20 protein-coding genes and 1 other annotated feature are annotated in these 15,771 nt (G+C 49.2%); of the genes, 15 read left to right on the top strand and 5 right to left on the bottom strand.

Features of this window, described 5'->3' with window-relative positions:
• Positions 1-54 precede the first annotated feature (54 nt).
• The 9 genes from I8U21_RS09315 (at position 55) to obgE (ending at position 6,589) form a co-directional block, all read left to right on the top strand.
• Positions 55-735: a septum site-determining protein MinC gene (locus I8U21_RS09315; RefSeq protein WP_181731768.1), complete on the top strand. Its 681-nt coding sequence runs from the start codon at positions 55-57 to the stop codon at positions 733-735.
• Between the two features lie 26 nt (positions 736-761).
• A complete protein-coding gene (minD, locus tag I8U21_RS09320; RefSeq protein WP_181731767.1) occupies positions 762-1,556 on the top strand; it encodes a septum site-determining protein MinD in 795 nt (264 codons plus the stop codon).
• 94 nt (positions 1,557-1,650) lie between these two features.
• Positions 1,651-2,409 carry a M23 family metallopeptidase gene (locus I8U21_RS09325; RefSeq protein ID WP_181731766.1) on the top strand — a complete coding sequence of 253 codons (759 nt, stop codon included), beginning with the start codon at positions 1,651-1,653 and terminating at the stop codon, positions 2,407-2,409.
• Positions 2,402-3,268: a M50 family metallopeptidase gene (locus I8U21_RS09330; protein ID WP_181731765.1), complete on the top strand. Its 867-nt coding sequence runs from the start codon at positions 2,402-2,404 to the stop codon at positions 3,266-3,268. Before I8U21_RS09325 ends, I8U21_RS09330 begins: the two co-directional genes overlap by 8 nt.
• Before the next feature lie 68 nt (positions 3,269-3,336).
• Positions 3,337-3,408: a sequence feature (ribosomal protein L21 leader region), on the top strand.
• Between the two features lie 12 nt (positions 3,409-3,420).
• The gene (gene rplU, locus I8U21_RS09335; RefSeq protein WP_037993499.1) at positions 3,421-3,735 is read left to right on the top strand and encodes a 50S ribosomal protein L21; all 315 of its coding nucleotides are present in this window, start codon (positions 3,421-3,423) and stop codon (positions 3,733-3,735) included.
• The gene (locus I8U21_RS09340; RefSeq protein WP_198053796.1) at positions 3,732-4,070 is read left to right on the top strand and encodes a ribosomal-processing cysteine protease Prp; all 339 of its coding nucleotides are present in this window, start codon (positions 3,732-3,734) and stop codon (positions 4,068-4,070) included. The genes rplU and I8U21_RS09340 overlap by 4 nt, the downstream gene beginning before the upstream one ends.
• Before the next feature lie 22 nt (positions 4,071-4,092).
• The gene (gene rpmA / locus I8U21_RS09345; RefSeq protein ID WP_037993495.1) at positions 4,093-4,401 is read left to right on the top strand and encodes a 50S ribosomal protein L27; all 309 of its coding nucleotides are present in this window, start codon (positions 4,093-4,095) and stop codon (positions 4,399-4,401) included.
• Between the two features lie 156 nt (positions 4,402-4,557).
• Positions 4,558-5,277: a Spo0B domain-containing protein gene (locus tag I8U21_RS09350; protein WP_181731763.1), complete on the top strand. Its 720-nt coding sequence runs from the start codon at positions 4,558-4,560 to the stop codon at positions 5,275-5,277.
• Between the two features lie 7 nt (positions 5,278-5,284).
• On the top strand, positions 5,285-6,589 hold the full coding sequence (obgE, locus tag I8U21_RS09355) for a GTPase ObgE (protein WP_181731762.1): 1,305 nt from the start codon (positions 5,285-5,287) through the stop codon (positions 6,587-6,589).
• 28 nt (positions 6,590-6,617) lie between these two features.
• On the opposite strand, the gene I8U21_RS09360 is transcribed toward obgE, so the two are convergent.
• Both I8U21_RS09360 and I8U21_RS09365 read right to left on the bottom strand, forming a co-directional pair.
• Positions 6,618-6,998 carry a hypothetical protein gene (locus tag I8U21_RS09360; RefSeq protein WP_181731761.1) on the bottom strand — a complete coding sequence of 127 codons (381 nt, stop codon included), beginning with the start codon at positions 6,996-6,998 and terminating at the stop codon, positions 6,618-6,620.
• Between the two features lie 80 nt (positions 6,999-7,078).
• Positions 7,079-7,549: a low molecular weight protein-tyrosine-phosphatase gene (locus tag I8U21_RS09365; RefSeq protein WP_181731760.1), complete on the bottom strand. Its 471-nt coding sequence runs from the start codon at positions 7,547-7,549 to the stop codon at positions 7,079-7,081.
• Between the two features lie 148 nt (positions 7,550-7,697).
• Between I8U21_RS09365 and I8U21_RS09370 the strand changes: the two genes are divergently transcribed.
• The 5 genes from I8U21_RS09370 (at position 7,698) to ilvE (ending at position 12,244) form a co-directional block, all read left to right on the top strand.
• Positions 7,698-8,141: an ACT domain-containing protein gene (locus I8U21_RS09370; RefSeq protein WP_181731759.1), complete on the top strand. Its 444-nt coding sequence runs from the start codon at positions 7,698-7,700 to the stop codon at positions 8,139-8,141.
• Between the two features lie 23 nt (positions 8,142-8,164).
• Positions 8,165-9,238 (top strand): threonine synthase, encoded by a 1,074-nt coding sequence (gene thrC / locus I8U21_RS09375; RefSeq protein WP_181731758.1) that lies wholly within the window; start codon positions 8,165-8,167, stop codon positions 9,236-9,238.
• Complete coding sequence (gene thrB / locus I8U21_RS09380; RefSeq protein WP_181731757.1) at positions 9,235-10,164, top strand: homoserine kinase; 930 nt, start codon at positions 9,235-9,237, stop codon at positions 10,162-10,164. Before thrC ends, thrB begins: the two co-directional genes overlap by 4 nt.
• Positions 10,165-10,184: 20 nt before the next feature.
• Complete coding sequence (pheA, locus tag I8U21_RS09385; protein WP_181731756.1) at positions 10,185-11,078, top strand: prephenate dehydratase; 894 nt, start codon at positions 10,185-10,187, stop codon at positions 11,076-11,078.
• Positions 11,079-11,332: 254 nt separating this feature from the next.
• Positions 11,333-12,244 (top strand): branched-chain-amino-acid transaminase, encoded by a 912-nt coding sequence (gene ilvE, locus I8U21_RS09390; RefSeq protein WP_255516959.1) that lies wholly within the window; start codon positions 11,333-11,335, stop codon positions 12,242-12,244.
• Positions 12,245-12,286: 42 nt separating this feature from the next.
• Here the strand turns inward: ilvE and I8U21_RS09395 are convergent, their stop codons facing one another.
• The 3 genes from I8U21_RS09395 to I8U21_RS09405 are packed head-to-tail and all read right to left on the bottom strand — an operon-like array spanning position 12,287 to position 14,995.
• A complete protein-coding gene (locus tag I8U21_RS09395; protein ID WP_181731755.1) occupies positions 12,287-13,270 on the bottom strand; it encodes an ABC transporter permease subunit in 984 nt (327 codons plus the stop codon).
• Positions 13,267-14,196 carry an ABC transporter ATP-binding protein gene (locus I8U21_RS09400; protein ID WP_181731754.1) on the bottom strand — a complete coding sequence of 310 codons (930 nt, stop codon included), beginning with the start codon at positions 14,194-14,196 and terminating at the stop codon, positions 13,267-13,269. Before I8U21_RS09400 ends, I8U21_RS09395 begins: the two co-directional genes overlap by 4 nt.
• On the bottom strand, positions 14,174-14,995 hold the full coding sequence (locus I8U21_RS09405) for a GDSL-type esterase/lipase family protein (protein ID WP_181731753.1): 822 nt from the start codon (positions 14,993-14,995) through the stop codon (positions 14,174-14,176). Before I8U21_RS09405 ends, I8U21_RS09400 begins: the two co-directional genes overlap by 23 nt.
• Before the next feature lie 124 nt (positions 14,996-15,119).
• Here I8U21_RS09405 and I8U21_RS09410 point away from each other — a divergent pair, with 124 nt between their 5' ends.
• Complete coding sequence (locus tag I8U21_RS09410) at positions 15,120-15,740, top strand: LysM peptidoglycan-binding domain-containing protein (RefSeq protein WP_198053797.1); 621 nt, start codon at positions 15,120-15,122, stop codon at positions 15,738-15,740.
• Positions 15,741-15,771: the final 31 nt, after the last annotated feature.

Below are 15,771 nucleotides of genomic sequence, written 5' to 3' on the forward strand. Positions count from 1 at the left end.
GGAAGGAAAATAAAGGGAGAAAGCGAAATCAATAGTGAGGCGGGTGACGTCAAGATGGGTAAAGTGTTAAAACCGGGCGTAACGATCAAAGGCACCAAAGACGGCCTTCTCTTCTATCTCGATGATTCGCGTCCCTTTTCAGCTGTATTGGAAGAGTTAAAACATAAGCTGGAAAACACGCAAGCTGCAAATATTTGGGATGGTCCCGACATGAAAGTCATCATCAAGCTGGGGGAGCGGCAGATTACCCGGACGGAAGAAAAGTCAATACGCGCATTGTTCTCCAAACGAAAAAACTTGATTATTCACGAATTCCAATCAGAAGGAAAGCATTATCTGCAAAGGGAAGAAGATGAGATTGAAGTCAAATCGGGGACGGTGCGTTCCGGTCAGGTGTTGGTACATAGCGGAAATCTCCTTTTTCTGGGGGATGTGAATCCGGGCGGAACGATTCAATGCACGGGAAGCATCTACGTATTGGGGGCGTTGAGGGGGCTGGCCCATGCCGGATGTGAAGGAGATGAAAATGCCATCATCGTTGCATCGGTTTTGCGTCCCACACAGCTTCGGATTGCAGATGTGATTTCCCGCCCGCCGGATCGTTGGGACGAGGCCGAAGTGGGGATGCGCTTTGCTTATTTGTCGGATCATCAAATTGCCGTGGAGAAAATTCATCTTCTGGGGCAGTTGCGTCCGGAATTCGAGTGGAAAACAACCAGACGGCGTTTTTTATAGATGACAGATGGTTTGGAGGGTGAGCATTGGGAGAGAGCGTTCTTGTAACCTCGGGCAAAGGGGGCGTGGGAAAGTCGACGACTTCGGTCAATATTGGAACCGCCCTTGCTTTGTCCGGGAAAAAAGTGTGTTTGGTCGATGCAGATATTGGTCTTCGGAATCTGGATGTGTTGATGGGGTTGGAGAACCGGATCATTTATGACCTGATCGACGTGTTGGAGAAGAAATGCCGGATTGAACAGGCTTTGATCAAGGACAAGCGTTGTGATGAGCTTTATTTGATGCCGGCCGCCCAAACAAGGGACAAAACCGCCGTTTCCAGAAAGCAAATGCGTTGGTTGATTGCCGAATTAAAAGAGCAATTTGATTATGTGTTCATAGACTGCCCGGCAGGTATTGATGTCGGTTTTAAAAACGCCGTATCCGGTGCGGATGCAGCGATTGTCGTCACCACTCCCGAAAATGCGGCCATCCGGGATGCGGACCGGGTGATCGGTTTGTTGGAAAAAGAGGAAGTGTCGGCTCCGAAATTGGTGGTCAACCGGTTGCGCAAGCAAATGGCCAGGGACGGAAGCATGATGGATGTCGATGAAGTCGTGGCTGTCCTGGCCGTGGATCTTCTGGGGGTGGTTCCCGATGATGAGCAGGTGATCCGGGCCGGACACACGGGGGAACCGATCGTTTATGACCATCGGAATCCGGCCGGAAAAGCTTACCGGAATATCGCGCGTCGGATTCAGGGAGAAATGGTTCCCCTCATGGTCTTGGAAAAAGAAATTGGCGTGTTTACCAAAATGAAAAAATGGTTGGGATTTGCTTGAAGAAACACGAAGCAGGCCGGGGCGGTCTGCTTTTTTCATATTCCGGATGGGTTGGACATATATTGATGAAAAATGGACAAACGGGTGATAACCTATGGCCAGTGAACATGAGTGGGTTCGGCAAATCCGAAAAAGACGGGAGCAACAATGGCGTCAGATGAACAAGATCAGAGAACGGAATCTTGCCGGAAACCGCTTGGGATCCGGTTCGGTCCCGTGGTATCAGGCGTCCGTGAAACAGCCGGAGGAAACCAAAGACAGACGGAAACCGCTCCAATCATTTTTGAACCAGTGGATCGTTGTGATGATTTTGTTTTTGGCAACCGCCGCGGTTTATTCGGTACCGTCAGCCCGGACCGCTCCTGTGAAACATTGGATATCCCGGTCGCTCACAGAGGAATTTCAATTCGCAACCGTGTTGGACTGGTATCAAAAATATGCCGCCGGATCCCCTGCATTGTTGCCGGCCTTTTCGGGAAACCATGAAGAAAAAAAGGAAGAGCAGTGGACCGTCCCGGTGTCTGGGAAAATTGCCTTGCCGTTTGATGAGAAACGAAAAGGAGTGGTCCTTGTCACTCCGGAGTCGGCTAAAGTGGTGGCTTCGGCAGAGGGAAGGGTTCAATTTACAGGGTATAAAGAAGGACTTGGCAACACCATCATTATTCAGCATGCCAACGGGACCGAAACATGGTACGGCTGGTTGGAAGACATGAAAGTAAAAGAAAAAGACTGGGTCCAAAAAGGAAAAGAGATTGGTACAGTCAAAAAGATGGAGAATCAATCCTTTTTCTATTTTGCCATCCGGAAAAATAAAGAATTCATCAATCCGGCGGGTGTGATTCCATTTGATTAAGCGAATGGTTCCGGTGCCCGTTCGCATTCATCCTCTGTTTTGGCTCATTGTCTGTTCAGCGGTATGGACAGGCTATTTTATTGAGATTATGACTTTGTTTGTGCTGGTGCTGATTCATGAATTGGGCCATGCGGCGGCTGCCGGTGCATTCGGCTGGAGGGTGGATTCCATTGAGTTGTTGCCGTTTGGCGGGGTGGTGAAAACCGATGAATGGGGAACGGTGCCGGCCCGGGAAGAGCTGACGGTCGCTTTGGCCGGACCGTTTCAACATATCCTGATGATCCTCATCAGTTTGTTTTTCTACCGTCAAGGATGGTGGACAAAAGAGTGGACGGAATATTTTATACAGGGAAATCTCATGATCGCCGGTTTTAACCTGTTGCCCGTTTATCCTTTGGACGGGGGGCGTGTTTTTCTTTCGACGCTCAGTTATTTTTTCCCGTACCGGTTTTGCCTTCACTTTACCCTGTGGACGGGAATGGCCGGATCGCTTGCTTTGTGCGTGCTGGCCCTTTTTTGGTCGCCCGAAGGGATTTTGGTTCACTTATTGATTCTTGGCATCTTTTTGTTTTATTCCAATTTGCAGATGCTCAGGCAAAAAAATATCCATTTTTTCCGTTTTCTCCTCTTTCGGCGCCATCATCCCGATTTGTCCCGCCCGGTCAAAAAGGTGCGCATGGAACCCGACACCCGCTTGAACGAGGTGATTTTGAAGCTCTGCAAAGAAAAATACCATGTTTTGGAGGTGGTGGATCAAAACGGGGAACTGGTGAGCATTTTGCCCGAAGAATGGCTGCTCGATGCTTACATGACTTGCCCGTACGGCAAAACCACCATCAAGGAATGGTTTGCGTCATGAAATTGGGTGGAGTTGGAAGCGAAAACACTTTGACAATTTCCATGGGAATGTGCTAAGATAAGCGTTGTTGTTATCACCGCTCACAACGGGATTCCAAAAGGCTCGATGCCTTTCCTGCTGTGGCGAGTCTCTATTTAAGAGGAGGATTGGAAATGTACGCTGTAATCGAAACAGGTGGCAAACAATATCGCGTGGAGAAAGACAGTGTTCTCTACATTGAAAAACTGGATGCACAAGAAGGGGAAACCGTCACCTTTGATAAAGTTTTGCTGGTAAATGACGGTGAACAAGTCAAAGTGGGAACCCCTCTGGTGGAAGGTGCAAAAGTAACCGGTAAAGTATTGAAACATGGAAAAGGGAAAAAAATCACCGTGTTTAAATATAAACCGAAAAAGAATTACAAACGGAAAAAAGGGCATCGTCAACCGTTTACCAAAGTGGTCATCAGCGGCATTGAAGCCCAATGATCCAGGTTCGGGTGAAGCGTGACGGCCAAAACCGTGTAAAACGGGTGTTGATTACCGGGCATGCCGATTACGGCGAGTATGGAAAAGATATTGTGTGTGCCGCTGTTTCCGGCATTTCCATCGGCATGGTGAATGCCATTGAACAAATGTTCGGTGTCCAGGTTCATCGTGATGATGACGGGGACGGGAAAATTGATTGTTTCTTGCCGGATCAGGTGAAAGATCCTGATACTCGTGAAAAAATCGGCTTGTTGCTGGAAGCGATGGTCGTCTCACTCGAAAACGTGGCGGAAGCCTATTCGTCTTATGTTAGAATAAGTAAATGGAAATCATAATGAACAGAAAGAGGTGGACATGATGCTGAAACTTAACCTGCAATGCTTTGCTTCGAAAAAAGGTGTGGGTTCCACAAAAAACGGTCGGGACAGCATTTCTAAACGTCTGGGTGTAAAACGTGGCGACGGTCAATTCGTATTGGCCGGAAACATTTTGGTTCGTCAACGCGGAACCAAAATTTACCCGGGCTTGAATGTCGGCCGTGGCGGAGACGACACCTTGTTTGCGAAAGCTGACGGAATTGTACGCTTCGAGCGTATGGGACGCAACAAAAAACGCGTGAGCATCATTCCGGTTGCAGAAAAAGAAGCAGCCGCTGCACGTGCGTAAGGTTGAATTTCAAATACCAGTTTAATGAAAGGTAAGCATTGTTCGTCGTCGGGCAAGTGCTTACCTTTTATTTATGGGTTTTTCTTTCAGGGGCAATCTTGTACAATAAATGGCAAAGCAAAATTTCGGATATACATAAGATGGGAGAGGTTTATTTTGAAGCGGGGGTTTCTGCTCTGTAAGCCGTTTGTTCCGTTGATGTTGGTGATGACCGGGTGGCTTGTGCATCCGTTTGGAAAATCGGGGGATGTTTTCTTTTTCCTCGCTTCATGGTGTGCTCTTTTGGGAGGGATCTTTTATGGGCAACGACAAAATGAAATCCGGGAAGCCGGCCGGATCAAAAAAATGCTGTCCGATTTGCGCCACGAATGGATGAATCACATTCAGGTTTTGATGGGATATTTGATGATGAAAAAAGAAGAGGCCATGAAAGATTATTTTAACCGGCTGGTGAAGCAAGCCCGAAACGAGCGCATCATATCCAATCTGTCTTATGCTCCGCTGGCGGTTGCTTTGCTTGACATGCGCCATCGCCTGAAAGAGTGGGAGCTGTCTTTGGATGTTTCGGATCAGTTCCGGTTTGAATCAGTGGAGGAAGAAAAGAAATTTTTGAAAATTTGGCAGCAGTTGATAACGATGATTGAAAACAGGCATCAACAAACGGATGCGTATTCCGGAGTCTCTTTTTCTTTGGAAAAAGAGGATAACCAGGTGCGGGTCGGGGTCCGCTCAAACGAGGCTTCTTTTTGTTCCGGGGAATGGTTGCCGGTGTTGGAAGACCGTTTGAAAACGGTGGAACCATCGATCGCGATCCAAAACCTGGAAAATGCATTCGTGTTGACCTATCAACTGAAGCCGAATGGACTGGGAAGGTGACGAAGCAATGTTTGTGGATAAAGTCAAGGTATATGTAAAAGGCGGGGATGGTGGAAACGGCATGGTGGCATTCCGCCGGGAAAAGTATGTACCCAAAGGCGGTCCGGCAGGCGGAGACGGAGGCCGTGGCGGAGATGTCGTTTTTATCGTGGATGAAGGCTTGCGGACGTTGATGGACTTCCGGTACCAAAAGCATTTTAAGGCCAAACGGGGAGAAAACGGGCGTTCCAAATCGCAACACGGTGCCAATGCAGAAGATTTGGTGGTGAAAGTTCCTCCGGGAACGGTGGTTCGGGATGCCGATACGGGTGAATTGATCGCGGATCTGACGGAAAGCGGCCAGAAAGCAGTCGTTGCCCGTGGAGGCCGTGGCGGCCGCGGAAACATCCGGTTTGCCACCCCTGTCAATCCGGCGCCGCAAATTGCCGAAAATGGGGAGCCGGGTGAAGAACGTTGGATTGAGCTTGAATTGAAATTATTGGCGGATGTCGGTCTGGTTGGGTATCCGAGCGTTGGAAAATCGACGTTGTTATCCGTTGTTTCCGCAGCCAAACCCAAAGTGGCCGCCTACCACTTCACAACGCTCGTTCCCAACCTGGGAGTGGTTCATGTCGAAAGCGGCCGGAGCTTTGTGATGGCGGACCTTCCCGGATTGATTGAAGGCGCCCATCAGGGCGTCGGCTTGGGGCATCAATTTTTGCGCCATGTGGAACGGACCCGGGTGATCGTCCATGTCATTGATATGGCAGGATCCGAAGGACGGGATCCTTATCAGGATTATTTGCAGATCAACGAAGAGTTGAAGCAATATCGCCAGGAATTGGAGAAGCGCCCGCAAATTGTGGCGGCAAACAAAATGGATTTGCCGGACGCCGAAGAAAACCTTGCGTTGTTTAAAGAGCAAGTGGGAGAAGAGGTGCCGGTTTATCCGATTTCCGCAGCGACCGGCAAAGGGGTCAAAGACTTGATTTATGCAGTTGTTCAATTGTTGGAGAAAGTGGAAAAAGAGATGCCGGCTCCCGGGGAACCGATGGAGTTGCCTGCACGGCGGAAGGTCTACCGGAACAAAGAAGAGGACGACCCGGCATTTACCATTCGCAAAGAAAATGAAGTTTACGTGGTGGAAGGCGAGCGGATTCAAGCGTTGGTTCAACGGACGAATTTTTCCTATCATGACAGCATCATGCGCTTTGCAAAAATCATCCGGAACATGGGAGTGGAAGAAGCGCTCCGCAAACGCGGGGCAAAAGACGGAGATACGGTACGGATCGGGGACATGGAATTTGAATTGAATGATGCCGTGGATTATTAAAAAAGCAACCGGGGATCCGGTTGCTTTTTTATTGACGGATGGTCCCGGTGGCATGGGAATAACGGGCGTTTTCATCCGGGGCTTGATCCAGTTTGAACATGAATTTTCCTTCATCATGCACAATTTTTTGTATTTTCTTTGTGCCCGGCGGGACTTTTCCCTCGGCGATGGTCGGACATTCCAAATGGTCACAGTAGGTAAATACATAGTAATAGACCGGAGAAGGACCGTCATTTTGAATTTCCATGGTCATGGTTCCTTTGTCAAGATGAAACCATTCGGTCCAGGATGAGGGTTGGGACTGGTCCGGGGTTAATGTCAGAGAATGTTCGACCGGGAATGAAAAGCCGACGGAAAAACAAGCGAGTAAGAGGATGGAGAAAATTTTTGTTTTCCAGAGGTGTTGCATTTCATCACCACCTTGCTCTATTTAGTATAAGCAGGATTGGATGGAATATGAAAGGGAAACCGGAACAGTTTCCCGAAAATTTAGTGAAGGTTATGTTCCTTTTTGATGAAATCAAGTAAATTTTTACATCCTTCGCTGACCAAATCATACGTTTCTTGAAAATTGCCCGTGTACCACGGATCAGGCACTTCGGTGTAAGAAGTCCCGGGAATAAAATCGACAAACCGGTAAATTTTGTGATCCGGGTCCGGGGCCAAACGCTTCAAATCACGGACATTGTTGTTATCCATTCCGATAATATAGGTGAAAGCGGAAAAATCGTCCCGCTTTACTTGACGCGCGGTGATGCCGTCAAAGGAGATGCCGGCTTCGGTTAATTTTTTTTGCGTTCCATGGTGCGGGGGCTCTCCGGTATGCCAGTCCCCGGTGCCGGCTGAGTCTGTTTGAATTTCCTGCTCCAGCCCTTCCTCTTTGACCAGATGGCGGAACACGGCCTCAGCCATGGGGGAACGGCAAATGTTGCCCAGGCAGACAAACAGTACTGAAATCATTGACCAATCGCTCCTTTTTGTTGCAAATGATTGCAGATTTTATCATAACACGAAAAAAAATATGAAAAAAGCTTGCTTGAAAACGCTGTCAAAGATTAAAATGTCCGTATATAGAAAACATTTGTTTTTTAATGGGGGACAGTTGGGTATGTCAGAAGATATATTTGCATTGGTTCGTGTGGATATGCTTCCTGAAGCGATTCAGAAAACGTTGGAAGTGAAAAAATTGCTTGAAACCAAAGAAGTGACCAAGGTGCAGGAAGCAGTGGAAAGAGTGGGCTTGAGCCGCAGCTCGTTCTACAAATATAAAAACAGTGTTTTTCCGTTTAATGCGATGGTGAAAGAGAAAATTGTCACCATTGCCCTGACGCTGGAACACCGGGCAGGGGTTTTATCCCAAGTGCTCCAATACATGGCCGGGATGAATACCAGTGTCCTGACCATCAACCAGACCATTCCCTTGCAAGGGGAAGCCACGGTGTCAATGTCTGTGGATACCACGCAGATGGAAGCCGATATCCAAACTGTTTTGCACGGGCTTTCCCGTTTGGATGGTGTGCGGCGGGCCGCCGTTGTCGGCTCAGGAGAGTAAGAGAGAGTGAGGAGAGAAGAAAGATGAGAACAGGAATTTTGGAAAAGTACAGAGAGGATCTGCCGATCACCCCGGAGACGCCAAAGTTGACCTTGTACGAAGGAGAGACCCCGCTTTATTATGCAGAAACCTTATCCAGGGAATGGGGCGTCCGGTTGTATTTGAAATTTGAAGGTGCAAATCCGACCGGTTCCTTCAAAGACCGCGGTATGGTTTTGGCCATTGCCAAAGCAAAAGAAGAGGGAAGCCGGGCTGTGATTTGTGCATCGACGGGAAACACGGCCGCATCGGCCGCAGCCTATGCCGCCAAAATGGGAATTCAATGCTTTGTGGTGGTGCCGGACGGGTATGTGGCTATGGGCAAACTTTCGCAGGCAGTCATGTATGGGGCCACGGTTTTGTCCGTAAAGGGAAATTTTGACCAAGCGCTGAAGGTGGTGCGTGACATCACGGAAACTCATCCTGTCACCTTGGTCAATTCCGTCAATCCGTACCGGATCGAAGGGCAAAAAACCGCGGCGTTTGAAATTGCCGAACAGTTGGGGGAAGCCCCGGATGTGTTGGCGATTCCAGTCGGAAATGCCGGCAATATCACGGCGTATTGGAAAGGTTTCAAAGAGTATCACCAAAAAGGAATCATCCAAACCCTCCCGAAAATGTGGGGGTTTGAAGCGGAGGGGGCAGCCGCCATTGTCCGCGGGGAGCCGGTTGCCGAGCCGGAAACGGTGGCGACCGCAATCCGGATCGGAAACCCGGCCAGTTGGAAACAGGCGGTTCAGGCAGCAGATGAATCCAAAGGGTTGATTTCGTCTGTCACAGACCGTGAAATGTTGTTTGCCTATCAAGAGATCGCCAAAAAGGAAGGTGTGTTTTGCGAGCCGGCATCTGCCGCTTCCGTGGCCGGCGTGATGAAAATGCTTCGTTCTGGAAAAGGGAAACCAAAAACAGTCGTGTGCGTGTTGACGGGTAACGGCCTCAAGGATCCGCACATCGCCTTGGACACGGTTCAAGTAAAGCCGCGAGTCATCGCCTGTGAAAAGGAAGCGATTTTGGATTGTCTGTTTGAAAAACAAAAATCAGGGAGTTTTCCGTTATGAGCTTCTCGCCGTTTCGGGTGAAAGTTCCGGGCAGCTCGGCCAATCTGGGTCCGGGCTTTGATTCGATCGGGATGGCTCTGAATTGTTATCTGACGCTTTATTTTGAACCGTCCTCCTGTTGGGAGATCACGGTCGGGGGAAAGCATGCCGGTCAAGTTTCCCGGGATGAGGATAACCTGATTGTCCGTGTCATCCGGGATGTCTCCCGGGAACAGGGTGTCTTTCTCCCGCCTTTTAAGTTGCATATTGAAAATGACATTCCGGTGGCCAGAGGGTTGGGAAGCAGTGCGGCGGCGATTGTGGCCGGCCTCATGGCGGCCGATCACCTGCTTGGCATGAACTGGAGCCGCAAAGAGTTGTTGAGAAGAGCCACGCTGTTGGAAGGGCATCCGGATAATGTCGGGGCTTCCCTTTTCGGAGGGGTGGTGATTGCCTCCTGGGATGGCCGGCAGGTGGAAGCGGTGGCGTGCGAACCGCCAGATATGCCGGTGATGACGGTCATTCCGGAACAATCCCTGTTGACCCAAACGGCCCGCCGGGCGCTGCCGGATCAGTATCCGCGGGATGATGCGGTGTTGGCAAGCAGCCGGGCCAATTTGCTGGTGGCGGCTTTGTTTTTGAAACAATGGGACTTGCTGAAAACGGCCATGCAGGATGCTTTTCATCAGCCCTACCGTGAAACGTTGATTCCCGGTTTGAAAGAAAGTTTAAACGAAGCGACTGCCCATGGTGCTTACGGGATTGCTTTGAGCGGGGCGGGGCCGACCATGGTGGCTTTTGTGAATGACTGGATGGAGCTGGAACGGTTTTTCCGCCGGTTGTTTTATGAGCTAAACGTGCCGGTCCGGATGGAAAAGATGTTTCCGGCTGAGAAAGGGGCGGCAGTGGAGTTGACAGCCACAGAAAAACATAGTAAATTCATTTGAAAAATATAAGGAGTTTGTGCATGGATAAACGTGTTGCCTATCTTGGACCTGTCGGAACGTTTAGTTATATGGCTGCAAAAGCTTTGTTCGCGCATGAAGAAGACGTTCAATTTATTCCTTATGCTTCGATTCCCGATTGCTTGAATGCCACTCAGGAAAAAGAAACCCGGTGTGCTGTCGTTCCGATTGAGAATACCATTGAAGGATCGGTGAATTCCACACTGGATTGGTTGATTCACCATGTGGATCTGCCGGTTTGCGCCGAATTGGTTTATCCGATTGCCCAATGCATCATGGGGCATCCGTCTGTCATCCACCGGGATCCGCATCAGATCCAGCGCATTTATTCCCATCCGCAGGGAATAGCCCAATGCGAGTTAAACCTCAGAAAACGGTATCCTTGTGCCGAGTACAAGATGATGGAAAGCACGGCGCAAGCGGCGGAAATGGTTGCGGGGCATCCCGGGGAACCGTGGCTTGCCGTCGGTCCGGAAGCTGCCGCCAAAGAGTACGGACTGCAAATCATCCAGGAACATGCGGAAGATCATCCGAACAATTTCACCCGTTTTTTTGTCGTCAGCCGCGAAGATTCCTCTTCGTTCCCGGACTCCGACACCCGCAAAACCAGCTTGCAGGTCATTTTGCCTTCCGACTATCCGGGGGCGCTGTATCAGGTGTTGGCGGCTTTTTCCTGGCGCAAGGTGAATTTGACGCATATTGAGTCCAGGCCGACTAAAACGGGGCTGGGTAATTACTTCTTTTGGATCGATGCCGAGTTGCCGGTTGAACATGTCTTGATGCAGGGTGCCATCAAAGAGATTGAAGCGTTGGGATGCCAGGTTCGTGTTCTGGGTTCGTTCCCTTGTTTTTTCAAAGAAGTCGGAAAAACATTAGCGATCCAGCAGAGAAGCTGAGAAATTGTTTGACATCTGCAAACCGGCGGGGTATAATGATTGAAAATTTATCGATAATGAATTTTCAGTTTAATCAGAAGGGTGCCTAGGGTTCCGTTCTTCGGTTGAAGAAGTCTGGACCGAGCGGCACCAACACCAACCGGTGTACACCGTGGGGATAAAAGCCTCCAGCGGCAGGTTCTGATTCGCAAGGATTGGAATTTGCCTCTGAGGGGCTTTTTATCATAACATCCATTCCATAAGGAGTGTTTATTTTGACGGGGACTGAACGATGGATTTTCATGAATGGGGAATACAAGCGAAAAGAAGAAGCATTCATTTCCGTTTTTGATCACGGTTTTTTGTATGGTGACGGTGTTTTTGAGGGAATTCGCGCTTATGACGGAAAAGTTTTCAAGTTGAAAGAACATATTGACCGTTTATATGATTCAGCCAAATCCATTTTGTTGACGATTCCATATTCGAAGGAAGAAATGAGCCGCTTGGTTTGTGACACCGTGCGCCGGAACCGGCTTCAAGATGCTTATATCCGTTTGGTGGTGTCACGGGGAGTGGGGGATTTGGGACTCGACCCGAAAAAATGCTCCCAATCAAGCGTCATCATTATCGCGGACCAAGTCCGGTTATTTCCCAATGAATTTTATGAAAAGGGAATTTCCATCATCACTGTTCCCACAAGGCGAAACATTCCCGATGCCCTGGATCCCAAGATCAAATCGCTCAATTACCTCAATAACATCCTGGTGAAAATCGAGGCGAATTTGGCCGGGGTTTCCGAAGCTTTGATGCTGAATTCCGAAGGATATGTCGCGGAAGGGTCCGGTGACAACATTTTCATCGTCAAAAACAACGTCTTATATACACCGCCCAGTTATATCGGGGCGCTTGAAGGGATCACCCGCGCCACCATAATGGATTTGGCCCGGCAAAAAGGGTATGAGGTCAAAGAACAGCCGTTTACCAGACATGATGTGTATGTGGCGGATGAAGTGTTCCTGACCGGAACGGCCGCCGAAGTCATCGGGGTTGTGAAAGTGGACGGACGAACCATCGGGGATGGGGTTCCTGGAAAGGTGACGAAAGAATTAAAAGAAGAGTTTGCGCAATATGCCCGCCAGGAAGGGGTTCCTGTCTACGAAAACAAAAAATTCGGAGTCGTGGGTTAATCTTCCCTTTGGCCATGCTCAAAAGAGCATGGCTTTGCTTTTTCAAGATAAAATGTCTTTCCGTACAAAGGTGATCCATGAAATGCACAAAGCGGCCAAAGCCCAGATGCTTAAAATGAACAGGGAAAAAGGGAAACTCATGTCTTCCATCATTATCGGTTTTCCGGCCAAATAATCCGTCAGGCTTAAATGCGTGAATGCAAAGTATTTGAGGATCTTCCACGACGGAGCCATTTGCATCAGCAGGTTGCCGGAGATGATGGCGGCCAACAAAATGCCGATGCCGGCCGCCGTGCTTCTTACCAAAACGGAAACCATAAACGAAAGGGTACCAACCACGATGCTTGAAAACCAAACGAGCCCGAAAGCCATAAAAATGTATTTCCATTGCGGGATGAGACGGACATGTCCGGTCAACAGCTGATCCCCCTGGATTTGAAAACCGGTTAAAACCGGCAGGGACCATCCCCGGTAACCAAAGGCGATGCCGGAGATGGCGTATCCGGTGACCGCCGTCAAAAGCAGCAAAAGCGAAATGCCCAGCAACAGCGCAATATATTTGCTGAGTAAAATTTTCCACCGCGGCACCGGCCGGGTTAAAAGCAGCTTGATGGTTCCCCGCGTATATTCCCCGGAAACGATGTCGGAAGCCAATACGACCACCAATAACGGCAGGAACAGGGAAGATGACTGTTCGATGAATTTTCTGAGGAATGTGGGAGCGCCCGGTGCTGCCGGATTGATGTTGTGTTCCAAGTAATATTGTTGCTGTTCAATATTGATTTTGGCCCATGTTTTCCACTCTTCCGGAATTCTGCTGGATGCCAGGCGGTTTTGCTGATCCACGATTTGTTGCTGCAATAACAAGCGCCAGTCGTCAGTTCCCGATTGTTTGATTTGTTCCGCTGTATTTCGGTATTGCGCGTAAGTGAAAAGAGGGATTAAAATAAACAAAATCAGCAATATCACCAAAATCCGTTTGTTTTTTATCATTTTCAGGACTTCATTGTAAATCAAACGGTTCAAGGAGCATCCCCCTTTGTCAGGTTCATGTAAAGATCCTCCAAGGTTTGTTTTCGGGGCGTGATTTCCCACACCTGAATCTGGTGATTTAATAAATATTGGTTGGTTTCGCTGATTTTCCCGGCAGGCATCTCCACCGACAAACGGGAGCCGGGTTTTTTCCTGATGTTTGTAACATAGGGGAGTTGTTGCAAACAATGCATCCCTTGGTTACAAGGAGTCACTTTCCATTCCACCCGTTCAAGGTCGCCGGCGGGGGGATGGACCGGACCGGTATAGATGAATTGGCCGTTTTGGATAATGGCCACCCGGTCACAGAGGGCTTGGATTTCATGCAAAATGTGGCTGGATAGAAACACGCCGATCCCTTCTTCACGGGCAAGCCGCCGGATGAAAGACCGCAAGTCGTGAATACCGGCAGGGTCGAGCCCGTTGGTCGGCTCGTCCAGAATTAGCAACTTTGGCCGGTTTAACAACGCCTGGGCAATCCCCAGACGTTGTTTCATGCCCAGCGAATAGGTTTTGACCGGATCGTGAATCCGTCCGGACAAACGCACTTGTTCGATTACTTCATCAATCCGTTTTTTTGGAAGACCGGCCATGCGCGCGAAGAATTCCAGATTTTCATACCCGGTTAAAGATGGGTATAATTCGGGATTTTCAACGATACACCCGACATGGGAAATGGCTTTGGTAAACGATTTTTTCAGGTCATGGCCGGCAATATGGATGCTTCCTTCACCCGGGCGGACGAGTCCGACCAGCATGCGGATGGTGGTGGTTTTTCCGGCGCCGTTCGGGCCTAAAAAACCGAAGATTTCTCCCGCACGGACTTCAAAGGAAAGATTTTGGACAATGGGCCGGCCGCGGATAACTTTGCCCAATCCTTGAACCGACAGCACCGTTTCATGAGTCGGCTTGTTCTGCATGGGATTTTCCCACCTCCGGGGATTCAAGGGTCATCACTTGCCACAACCGGTCGGCAATGTGTCTGTATCCCTGTTGGTTTGGATGAAAATGATCACTGTAAAGAAACGATTTTGGATGTTTCCAAAACAAATCATACACCGGAATGACGGTGACTTGCGGAAAAGATCGGGCGGTGGCCGTCAGGGTATCATTCCAGTCCGCCACGATTTTGAATGTCAGTTCATTCCCTTTTAAATCGGCAAACGGATTGTAGAGGCTGAGAAGATAAACGGAACCGTCCGGATTCAACCGCTGAATGTCTGACAAGATGGACACGAGATTGTTCCGGAAATGGTTTTTCCTTTCCAAAATGGCTTGGGGATCGGTTTTTGCCAAGTCTTCGCTTCCGTGGAACAAATCATTGCCGCCGATGGTGATCACCAGCGCATCCGCTTCTTTGACAAATTCCCGGATGTGTGCTTTTTTTAATTGATCCCGCAAATGTTGGGAAGTTTGTCCCCGGATGCTCAAATTGATGGATTGGGAACCGGGATAATGGTGTCGCCAATTTTTTTGGATGATTCCGAAGTAACCTTGTCCGCTGTGGTCACCGACTCCGCGGGTCAAGGAGTCGCCGAGGCCGAGCAGCAGTTTTTTGCCTGGTTCCGAAGAAAGGGAGGCCGTTTCGGAAGGGGAATGGCTGTTTTCAGGCGGTTTCACCATCTCACGGATGGCCCATCCGAAACCGGCCAGCATGAGACACAGGGATCCCCAGGTGAGGAAATAGACGGACTTCAACCAGATGGTTTTGGAATTCATCCCGGGCTCCTCCTTATTGGTTCTTGCAAAAGATTTTTATGAAACGCCTTATTTCTTTAAGCAAGAAAGTGTTTGTTTATGCATAGGATGATATTGATTCAGCCTTTATGAAGGGGGTTGTCCAATGAAAATCCATATTGCCCGTGAGGGGGAGACATTGTGGGATATTGCTCAAAAGTATAATATACCGCTGGAACGGTTACAAGAATGGAATGCGGATTTGGCGGATACAGAGAAATTGAAAAAAGGGGAGAAAATCCGGATTCCCACCGGCAAGATTCCCCTGGCCGTTTCCAGACAGGACACCCGGGGAACCACCGGACCGTCGGAAGTGAAGGAATCACCCAAGGGAGAGGAGGAAGAACTGCTTTCCCGAAAGGAGTCCTCCGAAAGCAGCGGGTTTGTGACAGAAGAATTGCCCAAGCCGCCGTCCGTTGGTGAATTTTCGGAGTGGTCACCGGAGGTGTTGGACGATTCTTCCTCGTTTATGGCGGATTCGTCGTATTATGATGATGAACCGAATCTTTCCCATTTGGATTCGCCGGCCCCTTATCCTTCTTATTGGCATGGTTTTGCCCCGATGTTCCCGGTTCCGGTGTTTCAAGATCCCTTTATGATAAGCAGCGGATGGCCTTTGCAACCTTGTTACCCGCCGCCCGTTCCGATGAATCATCCCGATGCCTTTGGCAACCGCATTGCCATGGAATACAGGGAATGGAAAGAAAGTTCTTCAAGTGTAGGATAAAGAATGAGGGAGAGCCGATGATTCAACCCCA

The organism is Thermoactinomyces sp. CICC 23799, assembly GCF_016055145.1.
GTDB lineage: Bacteria > Bacillota > Bacilli > Thermoactinomycetales > Thermoactinomycetaceae > Thermoactinomyces > Thermoactinomyces intermedius.

Bases quoted from the DNA above. Each gene is read 5' to 3' on its own strand.
- I8U21_RS09315 (WP_181731768.1), top strand. From the start codon at position 55: ATGGGTAAAGTGTTAAAACCGGGCGTAACGATCAAAGGCACCAAAGAC.
- I8U21_RS09325 (WP_181731766.1), top strand. From the start codon at position 1,651: ATGGCCAGTGAACATGAGTGGGTTCGGCAAATCCGAAAAAGACGGGAG.
- rplU (WP_037993499.1), top strand. From the start codon at position 3,421: ATGTACGCTGTAATCGAAACAGGTGGCAAACAATATCGCGTGGAGAAA.
- I8U21_RS09340 (WP_198053796.1), top strand. From the start codon at position 3,732: ATGATCCAGGTTCGGGTGAAGCGTGACGGCCAAAACCGTGTAAAACGG.
- rpmA (WP_037993495.1), top strand. From the start codon at position 4,093: ATGCTGAAACTTAACCTGCAATGCTTTGCTTCGAAAAAAGGTGTGGGT.
- obgE (WP_181731762.1), top strand. From the start codon at position 5,285: ATGTTTGTGGATAAAGTCAAGGTATATGTAAAAGGCGGGGATGGTGGA.
- I8U21_RS09360 (WP_181731761.1), bottom strand. From the start codon at position 6,998: ATGCAACACCTCTGGAAAACAAAAATTTTCTCCATCCTCTTACTCGCT.
- I8U21_RS09365 (WP_181731760.1), bottom strand. From the start codon at position 7,549: ATGATTTCAGTACTGTTTGTCTGCCTGGGCAACATTTGCCGTTCCCCC.
- I8U21_RS09370 (WP_181731759.1), top strand. From the start codon at position 7,698: ATGTCAGAAGATATATTTGCATTGGTTCGTGTGGATATGCTTCCTGAA.
- thrC (WP_181731758.1), top strand. From the start codon at position 8,165: ATGAGAACAGGAATTTTGGAAAAGTACAGAGAGGATCTGCCGATCACC.
- thrB (WP_181731757.1), top strand. From the start codon at position 9,235: ATGAGCTTCTCGCCGTTTCGGGTGAAAGTTCCGGGCAGCTCGGCCAAT.
- pheA (WP_181731756.1), top strand. From the start codon at position 10,185: ATGGATAAACGTGTTGCCTATCTTGGACCTGTCGGAACGTTTAGTTAT.
- I8U21_RS09400 (WP_181731754.1), bottom strand. From the start codon at position 14,196: ATGCAGAACAAGCCGACTCATGAAACGGTGCTGTCGGTTCAAGGATTG.
- I8U21_RS09405 (WP_181731753.1), bottom strand. From the start codon at position 14,995: ATGAATTCCAAAACCATCTGGTTGAAGTCCGTCTATTTCCTCACCTGG.
- I8U21_RS09410 (WP_198053797.1), top strand. From the start codon at position 15,120: ATGAAAATCCATATTGCCCGTGAGGGGGAGACATTGTGGGATATTGCT.